Annotated in this window: 17 protein-coding genes and 1 pseudogene; 16 read left to right on the top strand and 2 right to left on the bottom strand. The window is 39.3% G+C overall.

The features are described 5' to 3' along the window. Window positions 1-176: 176 nt before the first annotated feature. Together J2Y03_RS22565 and J2Y03_RS22560 are read left to right on the top strand one after the other, a co-directional pair. Complete coding sequence (locus tag J2Y03_RS22565) at window positions 177-1,238, top strand: hypothetical protein (RefSeq protein WP_310198576.1); 1,062 nt, start codon at window positions 177-179, stop codon at window positions 1,236-1,238. After that, window positions 1,210-1,959, top strand: a complete 750-nt coding sequence (locus tag J2Y03_RS22560) for a hypothetical protein (RefSeq protein ID WP_310198575.1) — start codon at window positions 1,210-1,212, stop codon at window positions 1,957-1,959. The genes J2Y03_RS22565 and J2Y03_RS22560 overlap by 29 nt, the downstream gene beginning before the upstream one ends. A 211-nt stretch (window positions 1,960-2,170) precedes the next feature. On the opposite strand, the gene tagU is transcribed toward J2Y03_RS22560, so the two are convergent. Together tagU and J2Y03_RS22550 are read right to left on the bottom strand one after the other, a co-directional pair. Beyond that, window positions 2,171-3,097 (bottom strand): polyisoprenyl-teichoic acid--peptidoglycan teichoic acid transferase TagU, encoded by a 927-nt coding sequence (gene tagU / locus J2Y03_RS22555; RefSeq protein ID WP_310198573.1) that lies wholly within the window; start codon window positions 3,095-3,097, stop codon window positions 2,171-2,173. 207 nt (window positions 3,098-3,304) lie between these two features. Next, a complete protein-coding gene (locus tag J2Y03_RS22550; RefSeq protein WP_132096317.1) occupies window positions 3,305-4,180 on the bottom strand; it encodes a sulfite exporter TauE/SafE family protein in 876 nt (291 codons plus the stop codon). A 353-nt stretch (window positions 4,181-4,533) separates the two neighbouring features. Between J2Y03_RS22550 and J2Y03_RS22545 the strand changes: the two genes are divergently transcribed. The 14 genes and pseudogenes from J2Y03_RS22545 to nagA all read left to right on the top strand — a co-directional run bounded on the left by J2Y03_RS22545 (window position 4,534) and on the right by nagA (window position 16,972). Next, a complete protein-coding gene (locus J2Y03_RS22545) occupies window positions 4,534-5,031 on the top strand; it encodes an LURP-one-related/scramblase family protein (RefSeq protein ID WP_310198571.1) in 498 nt (165 codons plus the stop codon). Between the two features lie 159 nt (window positions 5,032-5,190). Beyond that, a complete protein-coding gene (locus tag J2Y03_RS22540; protein ID WP_310198569.1) occupies window positions 5,191-5,391 on the top strand; it encodes a hypothetical protein in 201 nt (66 codons plus the stop codon). A gap of 38 nt (window positions 5,392-5,429) precedes the next feature. After that, window positions 5,430-6,254 carry an aldo/keto reductase gene (locus J2Y03_RS22535; protein ID WP_310198568.1) on the top strand — a complete coding sequence of 275 codons (825 nt, stop codon included), beginning with the start codon at window positions 5,430-5,432 and terminating at the stop codon, window positions 6,252-6,254. 489 nt (window positions 6,255-6,743) lie between these two features. After that, entirely contained in the window at window positions 6,744-7,985 is a 1,242-nt protein-coding gene (locus J2Y03_RS22530) for an ABC transporter substrate-binding protein (protein WP_310198565.1), read from the top strand. A 62-nt stretch (window positions 7,986-8,047) separates the two neighbouring features. After that, the gene (locus J2Y03_RS28985; protein WP_396954249.1) at window positions 8,048-8,206 is read left to right on the top strand and encodes a hypothetical protein; all 159 of its coding nucleotides are present in this window, start codon (window positions 8,048-8,050) and stop codon (window positions 8,204-8,206) included. Beyond that, a pseudogene (locus tag J2Y03_RS22525) lies at window positions 8,200-8,820 on the top strand (carbohydrate ABC transporter permease); the annotation flags it as partial. The gene J2Y03_RS28985 and the pseudogene J2Y03_RS22525, both read left to right, overlap by 7 nt. 13 nt (window positions 8,821-8,833) lie before the next feature. Next, window positions 8,834-9,658, top strand: coding sequence for a carbohydrate ABC transporter permease (locus J2Y03_RS22520; RefSeq protein ID WP_310198562.1), 825 nt, complete (start codon window positions 8,834-8,836; stop codon window positions 9,656-9,658). A gap of 12 nt (window positions 9,659-9,670) precedes the next feature. After that, complete coding sequence (locus J2Y03_RS22515) at window positions 9,671-10,930, top strand: Gfo/Idh/MocA family protein (protein WP_310198559.1); 1,260 nt, start codon at window positions 9,671-9,673, stop codon at window positions 10,928-10,930. 57 nt (window positions 10,931-10,987) lie between these two features. Further along, entirely contained in the window at window positions 10,988-11,719 is a 732-nt protein-coding gene (locus J2Y03_RS22510; protein ID WP_310198557.1) for a GntR family transcriptional regulator, read from the top strand. 66 nt (window positions 11,720-11,785) lie between these two features. Continuing rightward, a complete protein-coding gene (locus J2Y03_RS22505) occupies window positions 11,786-12,982 on the top strand; it encodes an SIS domain-containing protein (protein ID WP_310198555.1) in 1,197 nt (398 codons plus the stop codon). Then, window positions 12,982-13,845: a tagatose-bisphosphate aldolase subunit GatY gene (gene gatY, locus J2Y03_RS22500; RefSeq protein WP_310198552.1), complete on the top strand. Its 864-nt coding sequence runs from the start codon at window positions 12,982-12,984 to the stop codon at window positions 13,843-13,845. The genes J2Y03_RS22505 and gatY overlap by 1 nt, the downstream gene beginning before the upstream one ends. Further along, a complete protein-coding gene (gene pfkB / locus J2Y03_RS22495; RefSeq protein WP_310198550.1) occupies window positions 13,845-14,819 on the top strand; it encodes a 1-phosphofructokinase in 975 nt (324 codons plus the stop codon). Before gatY ends, pfkB begins: the two co-directional genes overlap by 1 nt. Then, a complete protein-coding gene (locus tag J2Y03_RS22490; RefSeq protein ID WP_310198546.1) occupies window positions 14,800-15,708 on the top strand; it encodes an ROK family protein in 909 nt (302 codons plus the stop codon). Before pfkB ends, J2Y03_RS22490 begins: the two co-directional genes overlap by 20 nt. Before the next feature lie 88 nt (window positions 15,709-15,796). Next, window positions 15,797-16,972, top strand: coding sequence for an N-acetylglucosamine-6-phosphate deacetylase (gene nagA / locus J2Y03_RS22485; protein ID WP_310198544.1), 1,176 nt, complete (start codon window positions 15,797-15,799; stop codon window positions 16,970-16,972). The last annotated feature ends 181 nt before the right edge of the window (window positions 16,973-17,153 follow it).

Below are 17,153 nucleotides of genomic sequence, written 5' to 3'. Positions count from 1 at the left end.
TGATTGGAAGGAATTTTGGTGGTGAATTGTCGAAGTCTGCCTGGTAATATAGTAAAATGGAAATATATAGTCCCATAGGGGGAATGGATGTTGGAGAATCTTTATAACAGGATGAGAGTGATGGCAGGGGAGTGCCGGGCATTTGATTTGAAGGTGACGATTGCATGATTGCCGGTTTGCTTACTAGGTTGGAAGAAGAAAAGGACCAATGGATTTATGAAGCGATTGACCGTTTCTATGAGCGGTTTGGTGGTCAAAAATATGAGTTAGCGGCGGAACAAACGCCTGAAGATCAGATGATCCAGCTTAAAAATTTTGAGCTTAGCATGAGGAAGCAGAAGAATCTTGATCTGGAACGGATGGAGAATGAGATTATTTCGATTGAGGAATGCATGGAAAAAGATCAGCGAACTCTCGAGAGTTTGGAGTCAACATTTGATTATTTACATAAGGAACTTGAGGTTTATAAGGGTGAACAGAAGGGCTTGGACGGGATTCAACTAGAGAAATTCACGTGCTATTTAGATGGAAAATTCAACTTTGATAAAAAGGATCAAGTAATCTTCAAGGAACGGAAAATATCCAAGTTGATGGAAAGCTACCAGATGGTCGAGATGGAAATGCTTGATTATTACGAAAAGCAGTTATCCAACATATGGTTGTTGTTGACGCGCAGCATGGAGAATATTTCATCTACTGCCAAGTTTGATTTTAACACCCATCCACCTTTAATAAGCGTTTCATTGAATCATGGACGGGGTCTGGATCAATATTTAAAGCCTGGCAATTTTGAAGAGGATTATAGGATTGTGCTTGATACCTTGGAGCGAAATAACAGTATTGTTTATGACTATTATGTAAGTCAGATTAGCCAGTTTATTACCAATTGCAAGGATGAAATGGTACAGCTATGGACGATGAAAAATGAGCACAAACGTTTAGTAGACGAAAACGTATTAGAGCTGCAGGAAAAGAAAAGGAAAAATGCGGCTCGTCTTGTAGAACTACAGGACCAATTGGTTTGGGCGAAGCAGGAGTGGAAACAAGATTCGCTGCGGCCTAAGTTGTTAGATGATTTTTTAAAAGAAGAGTTTGTGAAAGCTGTGACCTGTTGGCAGGAGAAGCTGTTCGCGGAGAATGCTTCTGATGAGGAACGTTGGGTGTATCACCAGTACTGTCAAATTATCTTAAAGCAAGCGGAGAGGATCATTGGAAATGAATACTTCGAATACAATTGATGAGAAATATACTGAGGCCATTCAATCACTAAAGAAAATTAATAACGAACTTTTCTATGATGACCTGAAGAAGCTGATAAAAGATCGGGAAGAAATGATTGCAGGACTGAATGAAGAAGTCTATGAATCTATTGAAAACATGAAGAAATCGATGGAAAGGTTCCCCGGACAGGTCAGCGAGCAGCTAAAGGAAGGGGTCATTGACCATCAGACCGAGATATTTGATCGTGGCATGGAACGGCTGGATGAAAATATTTTGGTGCTGGAAAAGAAGATTTCCTTTTGGCACCAGCAATATCAGGAATATCTGGAGAAGACCGACAAGCTGTTAGCAGACGCAAAGGGGTTTCAGCAGGAGGATCAAGCGTTTATTGTTGGTGAAACGGATAGGGTGCTGACTTGTGTTAGGCAGCTGACTGAAGCATTGAGTGAGCAGTCTGCCGTCTTGATTGTGAAATATGAAGTGGTGAGCGATCGGTTAGATTTGATTTTACAGGAGCTTACGGCGGTTGGAAACAGGCACAAGGCGGAATTCGAGCAGTTGCAGGAGCAGGTTGTGCAAGTCCAAAAAGATGTCCAGGACAAGTGGGAAGAAAAGTGGGAGCTAAGTGTTAAGAGTGGTGTAAGGAGAGAAGGGCTGTTTAAAAAATGGCTGATTGGGCTCGCCGTTGGGCAGGGAGTCTCGGTTTTAATGATGGTTTTGTATTTTATTATGAGGTAAATGGGAGAGGTCAGGAGCAATGTGCGAATCAATGGGAGAACATTCAGGATTTTAAAATAGGGAATGGCGGGGATTTTACCGCACAAATGCTGCTGCCCTCTCTGTAGTGTGCTCGGTGGTGCCGAGTGAGCAACGAATAATTTTTATCAATTTCATGACACGAAAATTTGCAAAAAAAAGCCGATTGATTTTTATCAATCAGCTTTGTTATCTAATTCAATTCTAACTGGGTTTTTAATTCCGTTTGGATACGTTGCTTTTCTTCTGCTGATACCAGCCCGTAATAAATTCCATTGATTTTTGTACCTTGTGACTTTATTTCCATTTGTTGGATGTTACTTCCGGCACCCTTATAATTTTTTTGGATATCCATCATCTGGTCAAATGTAAGATTTGTTTTTACATTGTTCCCAAGCGCTGCGAATATATTTGAAAAGTTCGTAAGACTGGATAAACTTGCACCTTCTTTAATCACAGCTTGAATAATTTGGCGCTGTCTCGTTTGGCGGCCAAAGTCTCCTCTTGGATCTTCATATCTCATTCTAGAGTAACTTAATGCTTCTTCGCCATTTAACGTTATTTCTCCAATCGGGTAATTAAATTCACCCACAGAGAAATCTAAATCATTTTGGACGGTTACACCGCCTACTGCATCGACAATATCCTGAAAACCTTCCATATTAATTTGCACGTAATAATCGATTGGTATATCAAGGAAATTTTCAACGGTATCCATCGCCATCGGAACTTCACCAAAGGCATAGGCATGGTTAATTTTATCTTCAACGCCTTTTCCAATTATTTCAGTTCGTGTGTCGCGCGGAATGCTGAGCATTTTCACAGAATTGTTGTTTGGATTAACCGTCAAGACAATAATCGTATCCGAACGCCCACGATCTCCCTCTCGCTGGTCGACACCCAACATTAAGACGGAAAAGGGATCTTTCTCTTCCAATACCACCGGTTCAGGACGCTTCTCTGATATTTCACGTTGAAGCGGTGCATGCATCGTCTCAACTGCATTGTTTAGTGATTTATATACAGTATACCCATAGCCTACTCCAGCTACGAGTAATAACAATAATACGATTCCAGTTATTTTTAGCCATTTGCGTTTATTCCTTTTTTCAGTTCTCATTTAACGCATTCCTCCAAGAATCTACAATATTTCTAGACTCATCTTATAGAATACCAGATTACTGGAAATGTGAATAGAAAAAAATAATGGATATTCTGAACTCTACGAGTAAAAAAGAAGCTGCCAGGTAATCAGAAAAACTTAGAGAAGCATGGGAATAATTCTTTTGCTTCCATCGAACCATGAGAACCGTCCCTGTGGTACTGCCTAGTGATTAACTGCGACAAAACGTTTCCGGTTCTTTACTTGATAGAAAATCGCAACGATCCATAATACGATAATGAGAGCATAAGCTATCGTTGCCAAAGAAACGGGTAATGCGACGGTTTTAATAATCGTCATGGAATTGGTTAGGATAATAAATCCTCCCACTAACACTCCTAACATATAGGAAGGAACGATTCTTACTAGCCAAGCCGCGATCGGTGCCGCAATCACTCCGCCAATCATAAAGGCTATGACCAGTTGCCATTGGAACTGGTCCAGTCCTAGAAACAGGATGAATCCTAACGTTGCCGATACAGCAATGGCAAATTCACTTGTATCTACCGTTCCAATCACTTTTCTAGGGGAAATTCCTCTTCTTGCAATCAATACGGGAGCAGTGATTGGTCCCCATCCGCCGCCTCCAACGGCATCAAAGAAGCCGCCAACAATACCAAGGGGAGTTAAGAGCTTTTTTGAAATGGGTGATCCTTGATTCTTAGATGATGTATGGTTAAAAAATAGGAATCGGATTAGAATATAGACTCCTAATACTATTAAAAAGATCGAGATAAATGGTTTGATGTTTTCACCAGGTAAACTGCTTAGAAAGGCCGCCCCTATAAACGCACTGATCGCACCAGGAATCGTTAATTTCAATAAAATTCCCTTATCTACATTTTTAAACCATAGATGTGATGCACCAGATGCCGCAGTTGTTACAATTTCTGCCATATGAATCGAGGCAGAGGCAGCCGCAGGGGCTATCCCAAACATTAATAGTAATGAGGAAGATGTTGCTCCAAATCCCATTCCCAAAGAACCATCAACTAGCTGAGCTAAAAACCCAATTACTGAAAAAATAATTAACTTTTTCATAATTCACCGTCCTCAATACCAAGTAATCTTATACGGATTATATGTTATGTTATGAACTTTGTAAATGTTTATTTTTTCAGAACTTTCTATTTGGTTATTGGCCAAATTTGATAGTAACGTCAGTGGAGTACTTTTTCATAAAATACCTAGTTATAAATCATAAGTTTCTCAGATCTAGGGTGAACGAATGAATGATTCACTTTTTTTCATAGGATTTAAATTTGCTATTAAGAATTAATTTTTCTGCTATTGGGACCCTCACTCGTCTCATTCATAGTCGAATGAAATGTAATCATGTAAGATAGAACCATAATATACTTTTAGAAATATGCTCTATCAAAGGAGGTATAGTTATGAAGCAACTTTATATCAAGCAGAAGGTATTCAGTCTAAGTGGCAAATTTACCGTAAAGGATCAGCAGGAGAAGGATGTTTACTTTGTGGAGGGCAGTTTTATGCAAATTCCAAAGACTTTCTCCATTATGAATTCTAAAAGAGAGGAAGTTGCGCTCATTACGAAAAAGACATTTAGCTTTTTACCGAAGTTTTTTGTTGAGGTGAATGGGCGAGAGGAGTTAACGATTAAGAAGGAGTTTTCTTTCTTTAAAGCACGCTATACGATTGATGCGGCAGGCATTGAAGTCCATGGTAATTGGTGGGATATGGATTTTCAGGTTTTACAGCATGGTGAAGTCGTCGGTAATGTGAGCAAGGAGTGGTTTACTTGGGGCGATAGCTACAAGGTTCAAATAGTGAATGAAGAGATGGAAGCCATTATAATTGCACTTGTGGTCGCAATTGATTGTGTGAAGGCAGACGAAGGAGCTGCTTCCGCAGGAGCGACGACTTAACTTGTTTGAATTTAGGCAGGTTGGGTAAATTTATATAGGGGTGAAAAAATGAAGGTTACGATAACGAAAGATGCAAATGAGCAGCTTATCAAAGTCCTTGGTGCGGAACCAACTATTAGGCTTAATGAAATCCGAACAACGGGTTGAGGTGCCACCTATATGTACGAACTTGCTCAGGTCGAGCAGATGAAAAATGAAGAGGTATTTAAGGCCGGTGAAATTTCAATCTTAATAGACCCACTGGTGATTAGCCATCTGGACGGTGATATCGTGATCGACCATAAAAATAATTATGGTTTTATTTTAAAAAATAATTATGAGATCTTAACCTTTGGGATGAAGTTAATTAACAACGTTTAAAGAAAAATACATATTGATTGGAAAAGGAGAAAGGTACCATGAATTTTGTAACTCTGAATAATGGTTTAAAAATGCCGCAGTTGGGATTTGGCGTTTGGCAAGTGGAGAGTGATCAAGCAGCTGAGGCGGTTGCCGTCGCACTCAAGGGTGGTTACACCTCTATTGATACGGCAATGATTTATAAAAATGAAAAGGGCGTTGGGAAGGCGATTGCTGAATCTTCCATTCCTCGTGAAGAGTTATTTATTACCACCAAAGTTTGGAATAGCGATCAGGGATATGATCGTACGATTCGTGCATTCGAAGAAAGCTTGGAGAGATTAGGTCTTGATTATGTTGATTTATATTTGATTCACTGGCCAACTCCTGATTTTGATCAATATGTGGATACCTATAAAGCGTTAGAAAAGCTTTATCATGATGGTCGAGTGAAGGCCATTGGGGTGTGTAACTTTGAAATTGAACACTTGGAGCGAATTTTAAAAGAATGTGAAGTCGTGCCGGTATTGAATCAGATTGAGTGTCACCCTTATCTTGCTCAAAATGAGATAAAAGAGTTTTGTGCCAAACATAATATCTTTGTTGAAGCATGGAGTCCTCTAGAGCAAGGTGGAGATGTGCTGCAAGATGAAGTTATTAAAGAGATTGCTCAGGCGCACGGAAAATCTCCAGCACAAGTGGTGTTGCGCTGGCATTTGCAAAATAATACTATTGCCATTCCAAAATCTGTTACCCCATCAAGAATCGAAGAAAACTTTCATGTATTTGATTTCGAACTAACTTCCAATGAAATGAACCAAATCAATGAACTTAATCGCAATCGACGTAGAGGGTCACATCCTAACACTATGCATGCTCGGTAGGGGCGCACTGTCACTCACCGGTTAAGCCTGGCGAATGTTCGCCAGGCTTTTTAGATTTTGGGCCCACTGAAATTAATTAGGCAGATAAACAAATGGATTAGGCAGATAAAAAACGAATAAAATTAGCAGGTTGAGCAACTACATATTTAGGTAAGAAGCCCCCATGAAGCCCAGATTCAAAGATAAATAGAAAAAATGTTCCTCATGAAAGCCCCCATGAAGCCCTAATTCAAAGATAAATAGGAAAAGCAGTCCTCATGAGCGGGATTTCCACCTAATAGGCACTGGATTGGGCAGCCAATTTAGTAGATAAATAATTATGAAAAAAAGTATTGAAAGCGTTTTTTTATGTGTTATAATGAAATTAATTCAACTGGTAATGACAACATTACTTGTCATCGGTATTCTGGCAATACCATCATTCTTTATCCGGTGGTAAACTGGTAATGACATCATTATTTGTTGAACATGATTAAGGGAGGAACAAGGATGAAAAAGAGTATTGGTTTTTTAATGCTACTAATTACAATGATTGTGTTGGCGGCATGTGGTAATTCAGGTGGAGAAAAAAAAGCTGGGGAAAACGTTACTCTAAAATATGGGATGTGGAATAAGGATCAAGTACCAGCAGTTGAAAAAATTATTGAGAATTTCGAGAAAGCAAACCCAACGATTAAGGTGGAAATCGAATTAACACCTCGTGAGCAATATTTTCAAAAACTTGAAACCGCTGCCAATGGTGGGGCAATGCCTGACGTATTTTGGATGAATGGTCCGAATGTGGCTCGCTTCGCAAATGGTAAAGCGCTTTTACCATTAACTGACCTTGTTAAAAAAGATAAATTTGAGATGTCCAATTATCCAGAAACACTGACATCCCTATACACCATTAATGATGATATTTATGGCGTTCCAAAAGACTTTGATACAACAGGACTATTTTATAACAAAAAAATATTTGACGAGGCCGGTGTTCCTTATCCTGATGAGACATGGACTTGGGAAGATTTAAAAGAAGCTGCCGTCAAACTAACAAACAAAGAGGCTGGAATTTATGGCATTGCAGCTGAATTGAAAAATCAAGGTTCCTACTATGATCTTATTTGGCAAAACGGCGGGGAAATCATCACTAAAGATGGTAAGAGCACCGGTTTTGCTGATCCAGCAGTGATTGAAGCGTTAGAGTATTGGTATAGTTTCACCGAAGAAGGAGCATCACCTACTTATGCACAGTTAACAGAAACTCGTTCTACGGACATGTTTATGTCTGGTAAATTGGCTATGACGTTTGACGGTTCATGGAGGGTAGCTGTTTTTAAAGACAATCCAGATTTAGATGTAGCGCCATTGCCACAAGGAAAAGAGCGTGCCGTTACGATTCACGGATTAGCGAATGTCATTTCAGCTAAAACAAAAAACCAAGAGGCTGCATGGACATTTGTTAAGTACCTTGGATCTAAAGACGCAGCACAGGTATTTGCCGAAACAGGTACGGTTATTCCGGCATTAAATGGTATGCAGGAGGCGTGGTTAGAATCAGTACCTACCATGAACTTACAGGTCTTTATTGACGCATTAGAATATTCACACCCATTACCGAATATTGAACAAACCAGTGCATTATGGGCAGAAGAAACAAACATTTTAAAGAAAGCATTTAGTGGAGAAATAAGCGTTGAGGATGCGGCAAAAGAACTAGCAGCTTCAGCTGATAAAATTTTGAATAAGTAAAATACAAGGAAGGTACAAGTGTGTAGTGCTTGACCTTCCATTCAATTAAGTGAGGTGACAGTATGAGCAAGTCTATGACCGAAATCCAAGAGATGGGGAAAATAAACAAAGCGAGGAAAACTAAAGCAACATCTTATGGAAAATCAAGAAAACGGTCTGATTATTTTTGGGGATACCTCATGATCGCGCCCGTTATGATTGGATTAACGATTTCCTTGTAGCAGTATTGCTAAATCAAAAGATTAAAGGCAAATCCATTTATCGTACGATTTATTTCTTGCCGGTTATCACGATGCCAGCAGCCATTGCGATGGTCTGGAAATGGTTGTATAACGGTGATTATGGGCTAATTAATTTCCTTTTATCCAAGATTGGTATTCAAGGACCAAATTGGGTATCAGATCCTAAATTCGCCCTTTATGCTGTTATTGTGGTTGCAATTTGGGGTGGTATTGGTTACAACATGATCATCTTCTTATCCGGTTTGCAGGGAATCTCTAAAACGTATTATGAAGCCGCGTTAATCGATGGTGCTGGTCCCTACCGAACCTTTTTTAGTATTACGTTACCATTACTTTCACCAATCATCTTTTTTGTATCAATTATATCGTTTATTCATGCCTTTCAAGTGTTTGATTTAATTTTTATGATTGTCAGCGATAAGAGTATTGCCATTGATAAGACTCAATCAATTGTCTACCTCTTTTATCAACATGCATTTGTATTAGGTGATAAGGGTTATGCTTCAGCTATCACTACATTATTGCTCGTGATTATTCTCTTAATTACAGCAATACAAATGAAGTTACAAAAAAAATGGGTTCATTACGATTAAGGAGGGAAATGAAATGGAAGTTAGTTCCAATAAGGGGAAATATCTTGTCCATCTATTACTGATCATAGGCTCGATATCCATGCTTGCCCCTTTTGTTTGGATGATCCTTACAACATTTAAGACATATGCAGAGTCCGTTCAAGTACCTCCATTGTTGTTTCCAACATCATTTAATTGGAGTAATTATGTAGAAGTATTTGAATTACTGCCGTTTTTAACTTTCGCAAAGAATACGTTCATTGTCACGATTGGAATCACGGTTGGACAATTAGTATTCTGTTCATTAGCGTCTTATGCGTTTGCTCGAATCGAGTTTCCCGGCAGGAATGTTTTATTCTTACTCGTCCTTTCTGTATTAATGGTGCCTAGTCAGGTGTTTTTATTACCTCAGTATGAAATTATGGCGAATTTAGGATTACTTAATACATTGCCAGCGATTATTATACCCGGGTTGTTTAGTGCTTTTGGGACGTTTCTCTTGCGCCAGTTCTTTATGGGTTTACCAAAAGAACTAGAAGAAGCAGCACGTTTAGATGGCTGTAACCATTTCCAAATCTTTTGGAAAATTATGCTCCCGCTAGCAAAACCAGGTCTCATTGCCCTTGGTATCTATACAGCGCTGTTCGCGTGGAACAATTTCATGTGGCCGTTAATTGTGAATAGCTCGCCAGAATCAATGGTTTTATCGGTTGGATTAGCTTCTTTACAAGGACAGTATGCGACAAACTATCCGGTATTAATGGCAGGTTCGTTTTTAGCGATGATCCCGATGTTGGTTGTATTTATGTTCTTACAAAAGCAGTTTATTGAAGGTATTGCACTTACAGGTGGAAAATAAGGGGGTTTTTACATGATAACAGCAGCACTAATTGGAGCTGGTGGTAGAGGATATTATTCATACGGTACTTATGCTTTAAAGTATCCGAATGAAATTTCATTTGTAGCTGTAGCTGACCCGGACGAAAAAAAACGTAACAAGTTTGCTAAAGCTCATAGCATTGAAGAGAATCAATGTTTTGATGATTGGAAAAAATTATTAGCTCAAGACAAATTTTGTGATGCGATCCTGATTTGTACACCAGATCAAATGCATTATGAACCCGTCATGGAGGCGATTGATAAGGGGTACAACATCCTCTTAGAGAAACCAATGTCCCCTAAACCAAGTGAAGCACTAGCGATTGCGGAAGCAGCAGAAGAAAAAGGTGTTTTGCTAAGTGTTTGTCACGTATTACGTTATGCCCCATTTTATCAAGAGCTGAAGCAGATTTTAGATAAAAAGGTAATAGGAGACATCATGTCTATCCAATGGATTGAAAATGTTGGCTATTATCGTCAAGCTCACAGCTTTATTCGTGGGAATTGGGGAAAAGAAGAAACATCCAGCTCGATGCTCTTACAGAAATCATGTCATGACATGGATATGCTTCAGTGGTTGATTGGCGAAAAGTGCCAAAAAGTATCGTCGTTTGGTCAATTATCCTATTTCAAGGAAGAAAACGCACCGGAAGGATCGGGAGACCGCTGTGTGGATTGTGCAATAGAAAAACAATGTCCATATTCGGCAGTTAAATGGTATTTGCATGAAAGGGACGAATGGCCAGCAAATACAATAACGGCTCATTCTGATATCGATAGCCGGTTGAAAGCCATTCAAGAAGGACCATATGGCCGTTGTGTGTGGCGCTCAGACAATGATGTAGTCGACCATCAAACCGTGAATTTACTTTTTGACAAAGATATTACAGTCGCCTTTACGATGTCTGGATTTACAGCAAATAATTGTCGTCAGTTTAAAATTATGGGGACAAAAGGGACCATTGAGGGTGATGATACGAAAAATGAAATCCTTGTATCTTACTTCAATGGAAAAACAGAAACAGTAACGCCAATGACCATGGATGGAGGTCATATGGGTGCGGATACAAGTATTATGGAAGACTTTGTCTATCGTGTAGCAAATGGAATTACGGATAGTTTATCTTCTCCATCTGTTTCAGTGGATAGTCATTTAATTGTATTTGCCGCTGAAGAATCTAGAAAAACGGGGAAGACGGTTGATTTTAATGAATTTATTGAAAATCATCGGACGTTGGTATCGCTTCCTTAATTGAAATGATAAAATGTGAATAAAATGATTGATTAAATGAAAGAGGGATTTGTATTTATGACTCACGATGTTCGACTGCCACTGTATTATCAACTGTTGGAAATGCTGGTAAAAAAAATAGAAGATAATTCATGGCCAGAGCACCATCAGTTACCCTCTGAAAGAGAGCTGTGCGATCATTATCAAATGAGCCGTACTACTGTTCGAAAGACCATGCAATTATTAGAACAAAATGGATACATTGTTACGAAGCATGGCAAAGGTAGTTTTGTTGCACCGAAAGTTTATGATCAAAGCCTTGTTAACTTTTATAGCTTTACAAATGAAATGAAGAACCTTGGTAAAACACCTTCTTCACAGGTACTTGGTTTTGAAAAGGTTGCTTGTAATACTGAAATTGCATCGAAATTACATCTTGAAAAAGGTGAAGAAGTTTATATGATTACACGACTTCGTTTAGCAGACCTGGAACCAATGATGTATGAAACTTCCTATCTGCCAACGAAAAGGTTTCCGAACTTTACGAAAGAGCGTTTAGAAGATTTACCGATGTATGAAATTTTTAGTAAAGACTACAGAGTGCAGATTACAAAGGCTCATGAACGATTTCACGCTGTCTTAATAGAGAAAGAAGTAATGGATATCTTACATGTACCAGAGTCCATTCCAAGTCTGAGGATTGAACGGTCCACGTATGAAAATCATACAGTCGTTGAATATACTGTATCTTATGCGAGAGGAGATAAATTCTCGTATTCAATTGAATTAAATCCAACCAATAAATCGTAAATGTATGGAAAAGTACCATACATTTACGCTATCTGGTAATGATGACATTATGAGAGGATGAGTTTTTTGAGTACAACTACAGATCGTAACCACTCCATTTTAGGGGGGGGAAATACAGTAAAAGAAATCGCGCATCAGCCGAGATTGTGGAAGGAAGCGTATCAATATTTTCATACGCATCGAGAGAAAATCCAACAGTATTTAGAAAAGATTTATACAGCACATGCTAGGGTTCGAGTGATTTTTACAGGTGCGGGAACGTCGGCGTTTGTGGGTGATACATTGCTGCCGCATGTTCTTAAGGTCATTGAACCAAAGGATAAAGTGACCGTGGAAAGTATTGCGACCACCAATCTTGTATCCAATCCTTTAGAGTATTTTTTCGAAGATATTCCTACGGTATTAATCTCTTTTGGCCGGTCAGGTAACAGTCCTGAGAGCGTAGCAACAATTGACTTGGCCTCTCAGCTGGTAAAGGATATTTATCATATTATCATTACATGTAATCCGGAAGGTAAGTTAGCGAAGATAGATGGGGAACGTAATTTAGTGCTAAACATGCCTGAAGGATCAAATGATAAAGGTTTTGCTATGACGAGCAGTTTTACCACGATGATGTTAACGGCATTTTTATTATTTGATAAAGAAATTGATAAGCAAGAAGAACGAATCGAAGCATTGGTTCAAGCTGGTGAAGAAGTAGAACGGAAGCTAACAAATCATGTCCAACAAATCGCACAGAATTCATATAATCGACTTGTTTACTTAGGTTCTGGTGTATTTCAAGGGTTAGCACGTGAAGCAGCACTTAAATCACTTGAACTGGCTGCAGGAAAAGTAGCTACATTTTTCGATACATCCTTAGGCTATCGACATGGTCCGAAATCGATTATGAATGAGGAAACACTTACGGTTGTCTTGTTATCTAGTAATCCCCATACCCGTAAGTACGATATATCGATATTGGAAGAGTTGTATCATGAAACGAATCGTGGAAAAATAATCGCTGTTTCTCATAGAGAAGATGAGGAAGCTGCACAGTATAGTGATCACCTTGTTAATTTGAATTATGATGCACCAAATGATGTGTATTTGGCCTTCCCAATGGTCATGGTGGCACAAAAGCTTGCCCTTGAAAAATCACTATTATTAGGAATAGCACCCGATAATCCTTCCCCTAGCGGCCAGGTAAATCGAGTGGTTAAGGGAGTTACCATTTACCCAATTGAAAATCGTCTTACAAGTGAAAGGGGATCAAACTGATGATCATGCAAACCATAAGTGCTAAAGAATTATTTAAAGATGCCAAACAGAGACGATATGCGATTCCAGCTTTTAATATCCACAATTTAGAAATTCTAAAAGCTGTGATGGAAACGGCAGAAAAGCTTCAATCACCAGTGCTTCTTGCAGCTACACCTGGAACCGTTCGTTATATGGGTGACAATTTTCTCGTTAACCTTGTGAAGGTGGCTCAAAAGGAGTATAACGTTCCTGTATTTCTTCACTTAGATCACCATGAGAGTGTAGACGATATTTTTGCCTTAATTGAGAAAGGGGCAGAATCCGTGATGATTGATGCCTCGCACCATGATTTTGAAAAAAACATTGAAATAACAAGGAAAGTGACAACATTTGCAAAAAAATATGATGTCGCTGTTGAGGCAGAACTTGGACGTTTAGGCGGAATCGAAGATGATCTTGTAGTAGATGAGAAGGATTCTAAATTCACAAACCCGTTTCAAGCTGCTGAATTTGTGGACCGGACAGAAATTGATTCCCTTGCTGTAGCCATTGGAACGGCTCACGGTTTATATGATGGAGAACCGAAAATTGATATTGAGAGATTAGAAGCGATTGCAAAAGAAGTCTCCATTCCTCTCGTCCTCCACGGGGCATCAGGATTACCTGAAGCACTTGTGCAAAAGACGATTGATCTAGGAATTTGTAAGGTGAATATCGCAACCGAATTGAAAAATGCTTTTGTTCATGGTCTTCGAACCTATCTAAATGAGAATCCTAATGCAAATGATCCTCGTCATTATTTTAAGCCGGGTATCGATGAGCTCAAACAAGTGGTAGAACAAAAAATTATCATGTGTAAAAGTAATGGGAGAATGGGGTAATGAGCCCTAAGATATTGGTTGTAACATTAAATCCCTCTATTGATACACAATACTTTATGGATTCCCCTCTTAAACCGGGGGTCCAAAGGGTTACGAGGGTAGAGAGAACCGCGGGCGGAAAAGGATTAAATGTTGCAAGGGTATTAAAAAAACTCGGAAATGATGTTGTCTGTACTGGTTTTTCTGGGGGATATAATGGACAGTGGATTCAAGATAGTTTAATGAATCACGGAATACAACAACATTTTGTTGAGGTTCAAGGTGATACGAGGATTTGTTTGTCCTTCAGCGGCCCGGAAGAATTCCAGCCATTTGAAGTGTTAGAAGCAGGACCAGAGATATCAGCGGAAGAGCAGGAAAAGCTTAAGGAAGTTGTGGAGGCACTTGGTGATGGGATGACTGCGGGTGTTATTTCTGGCAGCCTCCCAAGAGGAGTTCCTCATACGTATTATCAAGAGTTAATACAAATTTTTAATAAAAAGAACGTACCTGTCTATCTGGATACTAGTGGAGAAGTGCTAAATCAGTCATTGAAGGCAAAGCCTCTTTTTGTAAAGCCAAATTTAGAAGAATTAGAGCTATTTAGTGGTACCGCGATAGATTCCGAGGAAGATATTATTGATGCTGCCAAGGATATGATGGAAAAAGGTGCAGCCAATGTTCTTGTATCTTTAGGGGCAAAGGGAGCTTTATTAGTAAGTGATAAGGAAGTTTGGAAGGCGAATGTTACTCCTTTAAAAAAGGCTTACCCCGTTGGATCGGGTGATAGTCTATTAGCAGGCGTTACGTATGCTCTTTCAAATGGGAAAAGTTGGCCAGAAGCACTTCGATATGGATGTGCCTGCGGTGTAAGTAATGCGATAAATCCACAGACTGGAAATGTGGAACTTGAGCAGGTTGAGACACTACTGAATGAGATTCAAATTGAACGTGTGAGAAAGGAGGTTACCAATAGTGAATGTAGCCGTGTTTGATATTGGCGGGACTTTTGTGAAGCATGCGTTGATTAATCAGGATGGAGAAATAATCGAAAAAGGTAAATTACCTACTCCAAAAGTTGAAGCACAAACCAATTTACTAGCTGAAATCCAACAAATGGTTTCACAGTATCAATTACGGGGGACTATAGCCGCTATCGGAATCTCCTCATGCGGCATCATTAAGAACGGTCAAGTGTTGCTTTCGGCTAATATTCCTGGTTATACCGGTTTTACGATTGAAAAGCAATTGTCTGAGAGGTTATCCCTTCCCGTTTACGTAGAAAATGATGTTCGTTGCGCTGGTCTGGGAGAGATGTGGAAAGGCAGTGCTGTAGGAAAAGAGAATTTCGTCTTATTAACGTTAGGAACGGGCATCGGCGGGGCTGTGGTCATTGATGGGAAATTAATAAAAGGAAACAATGGATTTGCAGGAGAATTAGGACACATGATCATTGAGCAAGAGGGTAGATTGTGCGGCTGTGGAGCAGCGGGCTGTTACGAGCAATATGCTTCCACTTCAGCATTATTGAGAGATTACCAAAAGGAATCACTTGATGGTAAGGCAATTTCAGGTGAGGAATATATGTTAAGGCTATCTCAAAATGATCCGATTGCGATCACTTGTTATCAAAGATTCATTGACTATATCGTTAGTGGGCTTGTGACCATTGCTCATTTTATCAACCCTGAAAGTATTATTATCGGCGGCGGCATTATTGAAAACGGTGATCGATTAATCAATGATATTCGAAAAACGTTTGAGAATAAAGTGATGACCATCTATCAATCTACTACTTCAATAGAAGCAGCCGTTTTAAAAAATGATGCGAGTATCATGGGGGCTGCATTCTTAGCATTCAAGTCTGAAAACATGATTGAGTAAGATGAATGCTGAGTACATATTTGTTTAAAAATCGGGCGGAGCTTTGCCCGTTTTTTTATTTAAATTTTATAAAATATGGAGTGATTATATGAAAACAATTGTCCTTATTCATGCCCGCATTGCTGCTGAAACGAATGTGATTGAAAATGGGTATTTAGTGATTAAAGGTAATAACATCGAGGCTGTTGGTGATATGGAAAACTGTCCATCTCTCGAACATGCTGATAGGGTCATCAATTGTGAACAAGCAGAATGGGTAATTCCAGGAATGATTGATGTACATATTCACGGGGCTGGTGGAAGTGATGTAATGGACGGAACACCAAACGCCCTTGAAACCATGGCAAGACTACTGCCTGCTGAAGGGACAACTTCATTTTTGGCTACGACGACCACGAGCCCGAAAGAAAGTATTGAAAAAGCATTAACGAATGCTGGTGAATTTATTTTTGCTGAAAACATCCCGGGCCAGGCCGAGATTATTGGTATCCATTTAGAAGGACCTTTTATTAATAAAGAAAAAAAGGGTGCCCAAAATGAAGATTATATCCTTGAACCAAATGTAGAATTATTTAAAAAATGGCAAAACCTATCAAACAACAGCATTAAATTAGTGACATTGGCACCAGAACTAGATGGGGATCTAGCGCTAACGCGTCATTTGGTTGAAACCGATGTTATTGCTTCCATGGGTCATACGAGTGCAAGCTTTGAACAAGTGAAGGAAGCGGTTGAAAAGGGTGTATCGCATGTTACCCATTTATATAACGGGATGAGTCCTCTTCATCATCGTGAGCCAGGTGCTTTAGGCGGTGCGCTGTTGCACAACGAATTAATGGTTGAATTGATTGCGGATGGTATTCATAGTCACCCAGAAATGCTCAAATTAGCCTTTCAGGTAAAGGGTCCTGAAAAAGTTGTATTAATTACGGACTCCATGAGAGCGAAATGCTTGAAAAATGGTACGTATGATTTAGGCGGACAGGATGTCATTGTGGAAGATGGACGTGCTGTTCTTCCAACTGGATCATTAGCAGGAAGTGTTCTAAAGCTATCTGAGGGACGACGCAATATGCAAAAATGGACGAATGCCACGATTCAAGAGATGATCCAAATGACATCTGTCAACCCAGCAAAAGAATTAGGCGTTTTCGATCGAAAAGGCTCCATTAAAGAAGGAAAAGATGCAGATATTTTTCTCATTGACCGTCAAGGGGAAGTATTACTAACTCTCTGCCGTGGTGAAATTGCCTTTGAAAAATAAACATCGGTTTTATCAAAGAAGGCCGAAGAGCTTAAAAAGTTAGTTCTATTTTGGATTGATTACCCTATAGTATTACTAGAGCCAGGCTGTTGCCTGGCTCTCTTGGTCTTTTCTAAAAAAGGTCATTTATTTCTATCGACAATTTTTTTATAAGAAAAAAGGCTGAAATCCACCTTCTATA

This window comes from Neobacillus niacini (assembly GCF_031457145.1).
Classification (GTDB): Bacteria; Bacillota; Bacilli; order Bacillales; family Cytobacillaceae; genus Neobacillus; species Neobacillus niacini_J.
Note: the sequence above shows the minus strand (reverse complement) of the source record. Positions and strands in the feature narration are given on the sequence as shown.

Coding starts and splice junctions, on each gene's coding strand:
- pfkB (WP_310198550.1), top strand. CDS start 13,845: ATGAGCCCTAAGATATTGGTTGTAACATTAAATCCCTCTATTGATACA.
- J2Y03_RS22550 (WP_132096317.1), bottom strand. CDS start 4,180: ATGAAAAAGTTAATTATTTTTTCAGTAATTGGGTTTTTAGCTCAGCTA.
- J2Y03_RS22545 (WP_310198571.1), top strand. CDS start 4,534: ATGAAGCAACTTTATATCAAGCAGAAGGTATTCAGTCTAAGTGGCAAA.
- J2Y03_RS22510 (WP_310198557.1), top strand. CDS start 10,988: ATGACTCACGATGTTCGACTGCCACTGTATTATCAACTGTTGGAAATG.
- J2Y03_RS22530 (WP_310198565.1), top strand. CDS start 6,744: ATGAAAAAGAGTATTGGTTTTTTAATGCTACTAATTACAATGATTGTG.
- J2Y03_RS22520 (WP_310198562.1), top strand. CDS start 8,834: ATGGAAGTTAGTTCCAATAAGGGGAAATATCTTGTCCATCTATTACTG.
- J2Y03_RS22535 (WP_310198568.1), top strand. CDS start 5,430: ATGAATTTTGTAACTCTGAATAATGGTTTAAAAATGCCGCAGTTGGGA.
- J2Y03_RS22540 (WP_310198569.1), top strand. CDS start 5,191: ATGTACGAACTTGCTCAGGTCGAGCAGATGAAAAATGAAGAGGTATTT.
- J2Y03_RS28985 (WP_396954249.1), top strand. CDS start 8,048: ATGAGCAAGTCTATGACCGAAATCCAAGAGATGGGGAAAATAAACAAA.
- nagA (WP_310198544.1), top strand. CDS start 15,797: ATGAAAACAATTGTCCTTATTCATGCCCGCATTGCTGCTGAAACGAAT.
- J2Y03_RS22515 (WP_310198559.1), top strand. CDS start 9,671: ATGATAACAGCAGCACTAATTGGAGCTGGTGGTAGAGGATATTATTCA.
- tagU (WP_310198573.1), bottom strand. CDS start 3,097: ATGAGAACTGAAAAAAGGAATAAACGCAAATGGCTAAAAATAACTGGA.
- gatY (WP_310198552.1), top strand. CDS start 12,982: ATGATCATGCAAACCATAAGTGCTAAAGAATTATTTAAAGATGCCAAA.